Raw genomic sequence first — 13483 nt, forward strand, 5'->3', positions numbered from 1 at the left:
TGCGGAGCGGTTGCGCGGTTTCGTAACATCCGCTCCGCAGTGGCGTACCTTATCGGACCCTCAAGAGTTGGTTCCCCTCGGTTGGGAGGGGATGTTCAGTTATGTGTTGTTTGGATGATTGCCGCCAGACCGGAGTCTGCGTTGCGTGTGGGACCGGCGGCGATCACGATCATTCGGTCTTCGTCATCGCGGCGAGCAGCTTGGCGAAGTCGGCGGCCTTCTGGGCGGCGTTGTCTTCGGTGGTTTCCTTGTTCACGATGGAAGCGCCGTAGGCCTTGGCCGGGTCCCACCATTCACCCATTGCCGCGATCGACGGCTGCAGGATGGAGGTGTTGGCGATGGTGGCGATCTGGGCCTGAGCGGCCGGGTCTTTGGCGATGGAGCCGAAGTCGGAGCCGTTGCCCTCATAGTCGGCGAGGGAGTTGTCGGACGGCACCACGCCGCGCAGATCCCAGTGGAGCTTCTGGGCGTCGGAGGAGCCGAGGAAGGCGGCGAACTGGGCGGCGACCTTGGAGTTCTTGGCGTTCGGGTTGTAGGCGGCGGCCTTGGAACCGGCGAAGGAGTACATCTGGTACTCCTGGCCGTCCACGGTGAACTTCGGCAGCTGCGCGGCGGCGTAGTGGTCGAAATCAGCCTTGCCGTCCTCATCCTTGTCGGGAGCGAGGATGTCCTTGACGGCGGAGGCGTTCCACGTGCCGGAGAAGTAGGCGTGGACCTTGCCGGCCTTCAGGTTGTCCATGCCGGAGGTGTCGTCGTCGTTGATGAAGTTCGGATTGTTGGCCATCTTGACGAGGTACTTGGTCGTCGCGGTGAGCTTGTCGACATCGACGGAGATGCCCTTGGAGGCGTCGGTCGGGTTGGAGTTGTCGCCGAAGAAGGTCAGGTCGGCGGACTTGGTGAACCACGAGGCCATGTTCCAGCCGTTGGTCATCGGGAAGGAAACGGCGGCCTTGGAGAGCATGGTGTCCCAGCTCTTGACGTCGTCCGCGGAGAAGACGGAGGAGTCGTAGTACATGAACCAGGTGTTGGCGGTGTACGGCACGCCGTAGAGCTTGCCGTCGGTGCCGGTCACGGAATCGACGAGGACCTGGGAGTTCTGATCCTTGACCTGCTTGGCCTCGTTCTCTCCCAGCTCGCCGATGGCGCCGGCCTTGACCAGCGCGCCCAGCTGATCGTTCGCGAACATGTAGACGTCGGCGGCGGCGGCCGGATCGGCGATCACGGTCTTGGACGCGTCGGCTTCGGAGACGACGTCGTTCTTCCACGTGATCTTGTAGTCCGGGTGGGCCTCCTCGAACTTCTTCTCGACCTGAGCCAGCCAGGAGTCAGAGCCGTCCTTGCCCTTGGCCTGGTCTTCCTGCGGGGACCAGACGCTCAGGGTGACCTCGGTGGTGCCGGTGGTGGTGGAGGAGGAACCGCCGTTGCTGGCGGTGTCGGAACCGCAGGCGGCGAGCGGGAGCAGCATGGCGGCGGCTGCGGTGAGGCCGATGGCCTTCTTCCAATTGATCTTCATCGATCTTCCTTTCCTGTGAAGACGCTTCAGCGCGTTCGACGCTGATTCCTGCGTGCACTGCATACGTTGCAGATCTCTTGCGGAGCCCATTCCTGCATACGTTCACATCAGCGTGATTTCCACGGCTAATGATCACCTATGCAAGTTCTCTGCGGTGCATCAGTGGTTCACACTATAGCACTGTTCTGCAAACGTTGGCAACTCCACCGTTGCCGGTATCATTGCAAACGAACGCCGCTTCCGGCAGCAAACCGTTCAAAACACAAGGATCCTGAGTCATGGACGACACGCGACACACCGAAACACACACCGCCCCTGCGCATCCCGCATGGCTGCGCGACGCCGTATTCTACGAAATCTATCCGCAGAGCTACGCCGACTCCAACGGCGACGGCATCGGCGACATCCCCGGCATCATCGGCAAACTCGACTACATCGCCAGCCTCGGCTGCAATGCGCTGTGGATCAACCCGTGCTACGACTCGCCGTTCAAGGACGCCGGCTACGACGTACGCGACTACACGCGCGTCGCCGACCGCTACGGCACCAACGACGACCTGATCGCGCTGTTCTCTGCCGCGCACGAACGCGGCATCCGCGTCCTGCTCGACCTCGTCCCCGGCCACACCAGCGAAGAGCACCCCTGGTTCCGTGCCTCCGCCCAGCCCAACCCCGCCGATCGCGGCGGGCTGTCCGAACGCTACATCTGGACCGACTCGTGGATCGCCGGCGGCGACGGCCTGCCGTTCATCGGCGGCGAAACCGACCGCGACGGCACCTACATCCTCAACTTCTTCAAGTGCCAGCCCGCGCTCAACTACGGCTTTGCCCACCCTCGCGCGTCCTGGCAGAAGCCGGCGCTCGGCCCCGACGCACTGGCCACCTGCGACGCGATGGTCGACGTGATGCGCTTCTGGCTCTCCCGCGGCGCCGACGGCTTCCGCGTGGACATGGCTGACAGTCTCGTCAAGCACGACGACTACGGCAAGCCGTTCACCATCCGCACGTGGCAGTACATGTTCTCCAAGATCCGCCCCGAATTCCCCGACGCCGCGTTCGTGGCCGAATGGGGCCGCCCGCACGAGTCGATGCAGGCCGGATTCGACATGGACTTCTACCTCGACTGGCGCTGGGACGGCAATCCGAACGGCTACAACATGCTGCTGCGCAACACCGATACGCCGCTCGCGCACGACGGCGACCTGAGCTACTTCAACGCCGACTCCGGCACGTCGATCAAACCGTTCCTCGACCAGTACCTGCCGCAGCTGGCCGACGCGCGCCGCGCCGGCGGCTACTTCGACCTCATCACCTGCAATCACGACACGCTGCGCACCGCCCAGCGGCTCACCGAACGCGAGCGCACGATCGCGTACGCGATGCTCATGACCATGCCCGGCTGCCCGTTCCTGTACTACGGCGACGAAATCGGCATGCGATACCGCCCGCTGCCCACCAAGGAAGGCGGATACACACGCACCGGCAGCCGCACGCCGATGCAGTGGGACGAGACCTTGCCGAACCTCGGCTTCTCCGACGCGTCGGCCGACGCGCTGTATCTGCCGGTCGATCCGGGTGATGCCGCGCCCACGGTCGCCGCAGCCTCGGCCGATCCGCATTCGCTGCTGTCGACGATCCGCACGCTGCTCGCATTGCGTCATGCGACGCCCGCGTTGCACGCCGACGCCGATTTCGACGTGCTCGCCGGACTCGACGGCGGGCGCGCGTTCGCGTATCGTCGCACGGCCGCGGCCGATGACAAGGCGGCTACGGCTGACGGTTCGGTGATCGTGGCGATGAATCCGGGTCACGAGACGATCACCCTCGGTCTGCCCGCCGACGCAGCCGGACGCGACATCGCGTTTGCCGTCGGCTCCCCCGCTCTGGCCGGCACTGCGCTCACGCTCCCGGCCCAGTCGTTCGCCATCCTCCGCTGACGAATCGCTGTTGCCGTACCGGCTATGCCCACGATTGTCGTGGACGATGGCCCGCTGAGTCGCTCATCAGAACAAGTGCTTTGCCGGGCTTAATGCGACGGGTTCTGACTACCCCTCAGTCACTGCGTGACAGCTCCCCCGACAAGGGGAGCCAAGAAAATAAGAACGCCGCAGTTACAACCCGACACAGTACAAGTGCGGGCATAGACCGGTCAAATACACGCCACGGCAGCGCGGATCCCGGTCCGATTCCCTGATTCGTGGGTGCAGACGGTACATTACGGCAGGCACATTGCGGGCATAGACAGGATATGTGCTCAATCGTGGGCATAGACCGGTCATTACGGGGTCGTTTTCGGCCCGTACATGTACCGTCTATGCCCACATTCCATGTTGACCCGCAGAGGGCCTCGTCCAGTTTTGTCTGGAATTGTCCGGAATCATAATTCGGGGACGAACTTGGGTTATCCCTCCATCCTATGGATCATGGGACGGATCATGGGAAACACCGGTATTGCAAACGATGTCAATAGCTTCTATGCTGTAAGAAGCAACGTTTTGCGCCATGTAAATGTCATCTACCGAGCATAGAGACACCACATGGCGGCATACGATCGCAACGACGCGTCAGCACGACATCGAAGGAGAAGCCCATGACCGACACCACGCCGAACACATCCCCCACCGAATCGGTCATACCAGACGCGTCGGTCGCGGCCGGCACGGCATCGGACACGCCCATCGCACCAGTCATATCCGTCACGTCTCCTATCAAGCCCACCCCGACCGCACCTGTCGCATCAGCCGCGTCCGTCACGCCGAACATCAATCCTGCCCAAACCACGTCTGCCGCGGCCGGCACGGCATCGGACACGCCCACCGCACCCATCGCTTCGGATGCACCGGCCGTCGCGCCCGCGATCACCCCCGCAGCGATCGGCACGGCCCCAGCCGCGCCAGATGTGCCCGCCAAACCAGCCCAGCCCACCGAATCGGCGGAACGGCTCGCCCGCCCGCTCATCCGCCTCGCCAAGGCCGGCGGCGTGGCCACGTCGTACATCGATCAGGTCGGCACCTACGTCGAAATCGACGACGACGTGCTCGTCAACGTACTCGCCGCGCTCGGCATCGACGCCGGCAGCGACGCGGCAATCGCACGTTCGCTCGCGCAACTCGAACACGAACGCGACGAACGGCTCCTGCACAGCCATACCATCGTCGTCACCGCAGGCAAGGACACGTCCGTCACGCTGCACTGCACCGAGTCCGAGCAGCCGACGGCGACCATCACGCTGGAAGACGGCACACGGTATCACAGCGATCTTGACGACATCCTGCCGAGCGTGAGCAGCGCCGACCAGTTCCTTGTGCTGCCCGACGATCTGCCGATCGGCTACCACACGCTGCGCGTCGACACGGGCGAGCGGCAGGACGAGGCGACGCTGCTGGTCGCGCCGGAGCGTATCCCGCTGCCCGACGCGGTCGCCGCGAAGCCGCGCTGGGGCTGGATGGCACAGCTGTACGCCGAACGTTCGCCCGAGTCGTGGGGCGTGGGCGACTACGGCGACCTGCGCCGGCTCGCGGCCGACGCTGGCGCCAAGTCCGGCGCCGACTTCATGCTCATCAACCCGATCCATGCGACCGCGCCGGTGCCACCGCTCGAGCCGTCGCCGTACCTGCCCGAATCTCGACGGTTCCTCAACGTGACGTACATCCGTCCGCAGGACGTGCCCGAATACGCCGAGCTGCCGGCCGAGGCCCGCGCGCGGGTCGACGCGTTGCACGCGACCGTCGCCGCCGCGAACGATAGCAGTGATCCGCTCGATCTCAACGCAAGCTGGGACGCGAAGCGCCGGGCGCTGCGCATCATCTTCGACCAGCCGCGCTCGGCCGAACGCGAGGCCGCGTTCCAGTCGTTCGTGGCCGCCGCCGGACCGGACCTCGACGCGTTCGCGACGTGGTGCCTCGCGTTCGAAGTGTGGGGCGCGCCGTGGGAGGCCGATTCGTGGTTCACGCGATACGACCGCGAGTCGCCGGAAGTGGCCGATCTCGTGCGCGAGCACCATGATCTGTTCGAGTTCAACCGGTGGTTGCAATGGATTGCAGACGAGCAGGTGACCGCCGCACAGACCGCCGCCAAGGGCTCCGGCATGGCGCTCGGACTCATGCTCGACATGGCCGTGGGCGTGCATATGCTCGGCGCGGACGCGTGGTGGAATCCGGAACGGTTCGCGGTCGGTTCGGTCACGGTCGGCTGCCCGCCGGACTTCTACAACCAGCAGGGCCAGGACTGGGGCCAGCCGCCGTTCAGCCCGCGGTATCTGGCCGACACCGGCTATCGCGTGTACCGCGAGATGGTGCACGCTATCTTCGAGCACGCCGGCGCGGTGCGCATCGACCACGTGCTCGGCCTGTTCCGGCTGTGGTGGATCCCGCAAGGCCGCGGCGCGAAGGGCGGCGCGTACGTCACGTACGACCACGAGGCGATGCTGGCCGTGCTCGCCATCGAGGCGACGCGCGCGAACGGCGTGGTCGTGGGCGAAGACCTCGGCACCGTGCCCGACTACGTTCGCAAGATACTCGCCGATCACGGCGTGCTCGGCACCGACGTCGAGTGGTTCTCTCGTGTCGACGATTCGGCCACCGCGGGCGATCCGTACGCGCCGCCGAGCACGTACCGCCGTCAGGCGCTCGCGTCGGTCACCACGCACGATCTGCCGCCGACCGCAGGTTATCTCGAATTCGAGCACGTGAAGATCCGCGAGGAACTGGGGCTGCTCGCGTCGTCGGCCGACGAATTCCAAGCATCGGCGGAGGCCGAGCGTCGCGCGATGCTCGAGCTGCTGGTGAGCGGCGGATGGTTGCGCGTGCCGAGCACGGACGGACTGGCCGGTTGTGTCGGACTGGCCGGCGGGACCGACCAGTTCGACGCCACCGATGCGACCGCAACCGCCACCGGCGCGATCGGCACGTATCTGTCGGCCGCGGACATCGCCGCCGACGTGCCGGCGTACGAGCAGCGGATCGTCGAGGCGATGCACCGCATGCTCACGGACACGCCGAGCGTGCTGCGGCAGGCGACGCTCATGGACGGCGTCGGGCAGCATCGCGCGGTCAACCAGCCGGGCACGTCCGACCAGTACCCGAACTGGCGCATCCCGCTCACCGACGCGGCCGGGCACGTCGTGCACACCGAGGACGTGTTCGACAATCCGCGCGTGCTGTCACTGGCCGCCGTCATGAACGGACGGGCGTAGCGGCATGTATGTATGCGTCCGCGTGCACGCGCCCATGGGTACGCACGCATGCGGACGGCGCATACATACTGCCGTTCCGGGCAGGGGAAAAGACCGTAAGTATGCGGCCCATTCGTGGGAGGCGCATACATACGGTCGCTTCGGGCCGGCAAAAAGGCCGTGTGTATGTGCCCCACTCGCGGGAGACACATACACACGGCCTTTTCGTGACGGCCTGTCATGACGGTCGTGACGGCCTGTCATGCCATCCAAACAGCGTTGCCACGGTTGCCGGCATGCGGTCGTGGACGGCAGCCGGTCACTTGGTCGGGACCGCGCCTTCCTGCGCGTGGTCGAACACCGGCTTGTTGTCCTTGTCGAACTTGTACACGCCGATCGCCGCGGTGGACGGGTCGTGGTCGTCGTTGAACGGGCCGATGCCGGCCTGTCCCTTGTACTTGATGTCCTTGCCGTCCTTGAGCAGCGCCAGGCAGTCCGCGTACGACGAGCATTCCTCGCCGCCGTTCACGCCGGAGACGGCAGGCAGGTTCTTCGCCACGGTCGCCCCGTCGGTCGCGCCGCCCTTCTGCGCGGCGAGCGCCGCCAGCACGGTCGCGTCGTACGTTTCGGCCGCGTACGTGAAGTCCACGACCTTCGGGTCGATCTCCTTGACCTTGCTCTGGAACTCCTCGGTCGGGTGCGCGCCCGGGATGGTGCCGGTCGAACCCTCGAGCAGGCCCGCGTCGAAGTCGGCGGAATGGTCGACCGTGTTGCCGTCGGTCATGTACAGCTTGTGCGTGTCGATGCCGGCGCTCTTGAGTGCCTTGACGAGCGACTTGGTCTGGTCGAACGCGATGACGAGCACGGCGTCCGGCTTGGCGGCCTTGATCGCCGTCGCGATCGACGAGAAGTTCGTTTCGGTCGGGTCGAACGTGTCCTTCTCACCGTAGACGACGTTCAGGCCGGCGTCCTTGACGGTTTTGACGACCACGTCACGCAGCGACGTGCCGTACTCGTCGTTGAACACGGCGATCGCGAGATTCTGCACGCCGTCCTGCGCGATGATCTGGCCGACCACAGCTCCCTGCACGGTGTCCGGCGGGATCGTGCGGAAGAACAGATCGTCGAGTCCGCTGAACGCGGTGGACGTAGCGCCGTTCGAGATCATCGGCACGCCGGCCGCGATGACCTGCTTGTACGAGTTCTTGACCACGGAGCTGGACGGCGGGCCGATCACGACGGACGGGCTCTTCGACAGCACGGATTGCGCGGCGGACGAATTCTGGTCGGCGTGGTCCGCGTCGGACGTGTCGGCCGTGACGGTTTGGATATCCTTGCCGAGCACGCCGCCGGCCGCGTTGATGTCCTTGGCGGCAAGCTTGAGCGAGGCGACGTTGGACGGGCCGATGTATGCCATGGAACCGGTCTGCGGGAACAGGCCGGCGGCGGTGAACGTGCCGGACGACGAGGATGTCGACGTTGATCCGGACGTGCCGGACGAACTGCCGTCCTTGGCCGTTGCGTTTGACGAGCCGCAGCCGGAGAGTGCGAGCACGCCGGCCGCGAGCGCCGCGGTGACGATCGTGGCCATGTTTCTTCGGCCGGTGCTGCGCATGCCACGGCTGCCGCGGCCGTTGCCGAGGATACCGTTGCCGTAATCTCGGCCGGCGTCGCCGCCGATGCTGCGCATGCGGTCACTGCCGTTGTTGCTGATGGTGCTGTTCATACGAATCACCTGTTCCTCTCTCTTGTTCCCTGATGCGGATGTCCGTGGCGATATGGGTTCGGCTGTGCCGATTGGAGCGGCTGAGTCGATTGGGTCGGGTAGGTCCGGTTCCGGCGACCCCGTTGGATGCGGGATTGCGGCGGTTCCTGCGATTGCTGCGGACGTCCGGTTCGGGCGGTGATGCGGGATGCGAGACGCTTCTGTTGTTCGTTCTCGAATCTTGCGATTGACTGTACGGGGTGGTTGATTCGGTTTCGGTCCTCTTGTGTAACCGGCCGGTGACGCCCGAAAACCGTTGGAAACATGCGGTTTTGCACACTTCGCCATGCTGCGGATCCGTTCGTTTCACCCGGCGATTCCTGCGATGTGCATCGCTTTGAGGCCACGGTGCTGCGAATTCCGCCCGATCGTTTATTTGCTTTCTGTAAGAAGGCAGGTGACGCGCGCGGTATCAAGGCGCACCGAGGGAAGCCGTGCTCAGCACGGCGACCGAGGAGCAACGCAGATAACGCGCCGTCACTTGCCTTCTTCCTGGACTTCTTCTTCCAGATTGCCCAAATACAGGGAGATGACCTTGGGGTCGTTGAGCAGGTCGCGCCCGCGGCCCGAGTAGGCGTTGCGGCCTTGGTCGAGGACGTAGCCGCGGTCGCAGATCTGCAGGCAGCGGCGGGCGTTCTGTTCGACGATGATCACGGAGACGCCGGCCTTGTTGACCTGCCGCACGCGGATGAACGTCTCGTCCTGCAGCATCGGCGAGAGGCCGGCGCTCGGCTCGTCGAGCAGAAGCACGGACGGCTGCATCATGAGCGCGCGGGCCATGGCGACCATCTGCCGTTCGCCGCCGGAGAGCGATCCGGCGAGCTGGTTGCGGCGGGCGCCGAGCTTGGGAAAGATCGAGCACACGTAGTCGAAGCGCTCGTCGAATTTGCTGGGCGCCTGATACGCGCCCATGTGCATGTTTTCGGCGATGGTGAGCGACGGGAACACGTTTTCGGTTTGCGGCACGAAGCCGACGCCAAGCGAGACGAGCTTGTCGGCGCGCAGGTTGGTAATATCGCGCCCGTCGAGCGTGAGCTTGCCGGAGTGGATGTGCACGAGGCCGAACAGTGATTTGAGCAGCGTCGATTTGCCGGCGCCGTTCGGACCGATGATGCCGACGATTTCGCCCTTGTGCAGGGTGAGGGACGCTCCGTTGAGGATGTTCACGCCGGGCAGGTAACCGGCGACGAGGTCGACTGCGTCGAGCAGCGGTTCGCCGGCCGGCTCGCCGACGTGGATTTCCGAACGCGGGCGGGCGTCTGCCGCCGGTGCGGTGGCGGACGAGCCCGCTGCGATTGCAGTGTCAGTCATTCGAGTCCCTCCAATACCGAGTCGTCGCCGAGGTCGATGTTCGCGTGCGCGCCGAGGTACGCGTCGATCACGGCGGGATCGTTCATCACGCTCTTCGGCTGGCCTTCGGCGACGATGCGCCCTTCGGCCATCACGGTCACCCAGTCGGCGATGTGCCGGACCATGTTGATGTCGTGTTCGACGAACAGCACGGTGGTGCCTTCCTCGCGCAGCGCCATGATGTGGTCGAGCAGCGACTGCTTGAGCGCCGGATTGACGCCGGCCATCGGCTCGTCGAGCATGACCAGCTGCGGGTCGGACATGAGCGCGCGGGCCATTTCGAGCAGTTTGCGCTGGCCGCCGGAGAGCGCGCCGGCGAAGTCGTCCTTCTTCTTGATGAGCAGGAAGCGTTCGAGCAGCGCCTCGGCCTTCTCGCGGTTCGCGGCCTCCTGCTTCCGCCACAGTCCGGGCACGAGCGCGCGGAACATGCCTTCGCCGGGCTGCACGGGCGCGCCGAGCAGCATGTTGTCGAGCACGGTGAGCCGGCTCATCACCTTGGTGAGCTGGAACGTGCGGACCATGCCCATGCGCGCCACCCGTTCGGGGCGCACGTGTTCGAGGTCGTGCCCGTCGAAGGTCCACGAGCCGGTGTTCGGGGTGTCGAAGCCGGTCATGAGGTTGAAGAACGTGGTTTTGCCGGCGCCGTTCGGGCCGATGAGCGCGGTGATGCCGTGCCGTTCGATTTCGAAGTGGTCGACGTTCACGGCGGTCATGCCGCCGAATTTGCGCGTCACCTTATCGGCCACGAGGATCGGGTCGGGCTTGTGCACGCCGGGCTCGTTCTTGACGAACCGCAGGTCCTCGCTCACCTTGTCGCCGTAGGCGGTGGAGATGAGCTTCTCGCCTTCGGGGGCTTTGGTGGCCCATTTGGCGAGGTCGTGGAACGGCTTGCCGGGGCGGTCGTCGCCGGAGGGCAGGTTGGTCGGCGTCACGCCGGCCACGGTTTCCTTCGCGTCCGCAACGTTCGCGGCGTCCGCGTCACGCGCGCCGTCACGCGCCCCGTCACGCACATCGTCACGCTCCGTGTCACGCACGCCGCCGCGCGCGGCGTCATTATTCGTACGCATTGTCCTACGCATTGAACGCCAGCTCCTTCCTGTCTCCGAGCAGTCCCTGTGGTCTGAATATCACCAGGCACATGAGCGCGACGCCCACGATCACCCAGCCGAGCGCCTCCACCTGATTCGACGAGATCAGCGTTTCCGGGATCGTGCCGCGCATCGTCTCCTTGACGAACGTGAGCAGCACCCACAGCAGGCACGAGCCGAGGATCGGGCCGAAAATCGTGGCCGCGCCGCCCAACAGCAGGATCGTCCACGTGTAGAACGTGACCGTGCGGCCGAGCGAATCCGGCTGCACCGAACGCGGCAGCACGAAGATGATGCCTGCGAACGCGCCGAAGATGCCGCCCAGAATCAGCGATTCCATCTTGTACTTGGTCACGTTCTTGCCGAGCGAGCGGATCGCGTTTTCGTCTTCGCGGATGCCCTTGAGCACGCGGCCCCACGGCGAGTGGAACCAGCGCCACACGAGCAGCGTGGCGACGATCACAAGCGCCCATGCGACGATGCGCAGCCACCACGAGTTCGCGATGTTGTTGCTGTACGTCCACAGCAGGAACGTGGTCGAACCGTCCGGCAGCGGGGAAAGACTCTCGAACTGCGTGGTGAAGTCCTGCGGCGAGATGCCGGCCGAGCCGCCGGTCAGGTTCGTCATGGATGTGGAACGGCCGATGATGCGAATGATTTCAGCCGCTGCCAACGTAACCATCGACAGATAGTCCGGGCCGAGTTTGAGCGTGGGGATGCCGAGCAGCAGCGCGTAGATGACGGCGAGCGCGACGGCCGCGCAGATGGAGGCGAACAGGTTCGCGCCCATCGACTGCGTGACGGCGAAACCGTATGCACCGAGGAGCATGAATCCGGCCTGGCCCATGTTCATGAGTCCGGTCATGCCGAAGTGGATGTTGAGGCCGATGGCGGCGAGCACGTATGCGGCGGTGGTCGGCGCGATGAGTTCGCCGGCCGCGTTTGAGATGATCGTTAGGATGTCCATGATGTTTCAGCCCACTCTCTGCGCTTTGCCGAAAATGCCCTGCGGTCTGACGAGCAGGACGATGATAAGGATTGCGAGCGCGCTGGCGTAGCGCATGTCGTTGGGGATGACGAGCGAACTCATGTCCGCGACGATGCCGATGATGAGCGATCCGACGAGCGCGCCGTTCGCGGTGCCGAGGCCGCCGAGCGTGACGGCTGCGAACATGAGCAGCAGCAGGGTCGCGCCGGTGTTCCATGAGATGCCGTTGAGGTAGATGCCGAGCAGCACGCCTGACAACGCTGCCATCGCGCAGGAGAGGATCCAGACGATCCGCACGACCTGTTCGACGTTGATGCCGGACGCCGCGGCGAGCGCCGCGTTGTCGGAGACGGCTCGCGTGGCGCGGCCGAGGCGCGTCTTGTACAGGAACAGCGTGATGCCGACGATCACGACGATCGCGAGCCCGGCGGAGACGAGCGTGGGCGCGTCGGTGGTGATCGGTCCGAGCGCGAAGCTGTCGGGCACGGATTTGGTGATGCCTTTGATGTCGCCGCCGAAGAAGAACTGGAACAGGTATTGCAGGGCCATCGACAGGCCGATCGTGACTATCATCTGCTGCATGGGGCCGACGTGCTTGCGCCGCAGGGGCGCCCACACGAGTTCGTTTTGGATCCAGCCGGTGAGCGCGCCGACCGCGACGGCAAACACGGCGGAGACGACGAGTGGCCAGTGCAGCAGCTGCGTGCCCACGTAGGCCATGAGGCCGCCGAGCGTGACCTGCTCGCCGTGCGAGAACGAGCTGAGCCGCGTGGTGCCGTACACGAGGTTCATGCCGACGGACATGAGGCCGAGCATGAGGCCGAAGATCACGCCGGAGTAGAGCTGCTGCCAGAATCGCGCGCCGATGTTCGCGAGCGTGGCGCTCAGCTTGTCGGTCGCAGCGGCGGCATCGTTCGCGGATGACGAACCGCGTGCGCCGGACGTGCCGTTCGTACCGGCCGTGCCGCCGTCATCGCCGGTCGACGACCCGCTCGACGTGCCGGACGAACCGTTCGACGAGCCGGACGAACCGCCCGTCGATCCTGCGCTCTGATCGAATCGCACGACGCCGCGCTGCTTGTCGAAACTGTTCTTGACGATCTCCACGTCGGCCGTGTTCGTGCCGAGCCCGTGCTCTTTGGCGACGGATTCGTCGATCGTGACCGTGTACGTGCCGTCGGCGGTGACGCTGAACGCCCATTTGCCGTTCGCGTCGGTTTGTGTGGTCGCCGATTCGGCGCCGGACAGCGTGACGGTCACGCCGGCGATCGGCTTCTTGGACGCGTCCTGCAGAATACCGTTGACGCAGCCGTTCTGGGCGGTCGGGTTGCAGGTGGCGACCGATTCGGCCGCGATGGCGGGCGTGGGTTGGCTGATGGTCAGCGTCATCAGTATTGCGATGAGAGCGGTGGCCAATGCGGTCAGCGGGGGCAATACCGAACGATGACGCCGACACCGGATGGTTGCGGCTGTCATATCTCGTCCTTCTCTTAGATTGCCTTCAACCTAAGAGACAAAGTGCGTCCAACGGTTGCACTCAGGTTTCCCGCCCGTTACCGCATCCGGGCCCGTATTACCCCCGCGTAAAACCCTGCGAATTCATGCG

Annotated in this window: 8 protein-coding genes; 2 read left to right on the forward strand and 6 right to left on the reverse strand. The window is 65.1% G+C overall.

The window, feature by feature from the left end; genetic code table 11:
- Positions 1 to 169: 169 nt before the first annotated feature.
- The gene (locus KIH79_RS03795; RefSeq protein ID WP_219058194.1) at positions 170 to 1513 is read right to left on the reverse strand and encodes an extracellular solute-binding protein; all 1344 of its coding nucleotides are present in this window, start codon (positions 1511 to 1513) and stop codon (positions 170 to 172) included.
- A 278-nt stretch (positions 1514 to 1791) separates the two neighbouring features.
- Between KIH79_RS03795 and KIH79_RS03800 the strand changes: the two genes are divergently transcribed.
- Together KIH79_RS03800 and malQ are read left to right on the forward strand one after the other, a co-directional pair.
- Positions 1792 to 3450, forward strand: a complete 1659-nt coding sequence (locus tag KIH79_RS03800) for an alpha-amylase family glycosyl hydrolase (RefSeq protein ID WP_219058195.1) — start codon at positions 1792 to 1794, stop codon at positions 3448 to 3450.
- A 920-nt stretch (positions 3451 to 4370) separates the two neighbouring features.
- The gene (gene malQ, locus KIH79_RS03805) at positions 4371 to 6707 is read left to right on the forward strand and encodes a 4-alpha-glucanotransferase (RefSeq protein ID WP_420829350.1); all 2337 of its coding nucleotides are present in this window, start codon (positions 4371 to 4373) and stop codon (positions 6705 to 6707) included.
- 298 nt (positions 6708 to 7005) lie between these two features.
- On the opposite strand, the gene KIH79_RS03810 is transcribed toward malQ, so the two are convergent.
- From KIH79_RS03810 to KIH79_RS03830, 5 genes are all read right to left on the reverse strand, one after another.
- Positions 7006 to 8301 (reverse strand): ABC transporter substrate-binding protein, encoded by a 1296-nt coding sequence (locus KIH79_RS03810; RefSeq protein WP_219058235.1) that lies wholly within the window; start codon positions 8299 to 8301, stop codon positions 7006 to 7008.
- Between the two features lie 627 nt (positions 8302 to 8928).
- On the reverse strand, positions 8929 to 9762 hold the full coding sequence (locus KIH79_RS03815) for an ABC transporter ATP-binding protein (protein WP_236023586.1): 834 nt from the start codon (positions 9760 to 9762) through the stop codon (positions 8929 to 8931).
- Positions 9759 to 10868, reverse strand: a complete 1110-nt coding sequence (locus KIH79_RS03820) for an ABC transporter ATP-binding protein (RefSeq protein WP_236023587.1) — start codon at positions 10866 to 10868, stop codon at positions 9759 to 9761. The genes KIH79_RS03815 and KIH79_RS03820 overlap by 4 nt, the downstream gene beginning before the upstream one ends.
- Before the next feature lie 4 nt (positions 10869 to 10872).
- Positions 10873 to 11856: a branched-chain amino acid ABC transporter permease gene (locus KIH79_RS03825; RefSeq protein WP_219058197.1), complete on the reverse strand. Its 984-nt coding sequence runs from the start codon at positions 11854 to 11856 to the stop codon at positions 10873 to 10875.
- 6 nt (positions 11857 to 11862) lie between these two features.
- On the reverse strand, positions 11863 to 13353 hold the full coding sequence (locus tag KIH79_RS03830; protein ID WP_219058198.1) for an ABC transporter permease subunit: 1491 nt from the start codon (positions 13351 to 13353) through the stop codon (positions 11863 to 11865).
- Positions 13354 to 13483 lie beyond the last annotated feature (130 nt).

Origin of the sequence: Bifidobacterium miconis (genome assembly GCF_019331735.1) — a bacterium.
Classification (GTDB): Bacteria; Actinomycetota; Actinomycetes; order Actinomycetales; family Bifidobacteriaceae; genus Bifidobacterium; species Bifidobacterium miconis.

Coding starts and splice junctions, on each gene's coding strand:
- KIH79_RS03795 (WP_219058194.1), bottom strand. CDS start 1,513: ATGAAGATCAATTGGAAGAAGGCCATCGGCCTCACCGCAGCCGCCGCC.
- KIH79_RS03800 (WP_219058195.1), top strand. CDS start 1,792: ATGGACGACACGCGACACACCGAAACACACACCGCCCCTGCGCATCCC.
- KIH79_RS03810 (WP_219058235.1), bottom strand. CDS start 8,301: ATGCGCAGCACCGGCCGAAGAAACATGGCCACGATCGTCACCGCGGCG.
- KIH79_RS03815 (WP_236023586.1), bottom strand. CDS start 9,762: ATGACTGACACTGCAATCGCAGCGGGCTCGTCCGCCACCGCACCGGCG.
- KIH79_RS03820 (WP_236023587.1), bottom strand. CDS start 10,868: ATGCGTACGAATAATGACGCCGCGCGCGGCGGCGTGCGTGACACGGAG.
- KIH79_RS03825 (WP_219058197.1), bottom strand. CDS start 11,856: ATGGACATCCTAACGATCATCTCAAACGCGGCCGGCGAACTCATCGCG.
- KIH79_RS03830 (WP_219058198.1), bottom strand. CDS start 13,353: ATGACAGCCGCAACCATCCGGTGTCGGCGTCATCGTTCGGTATTGCCC.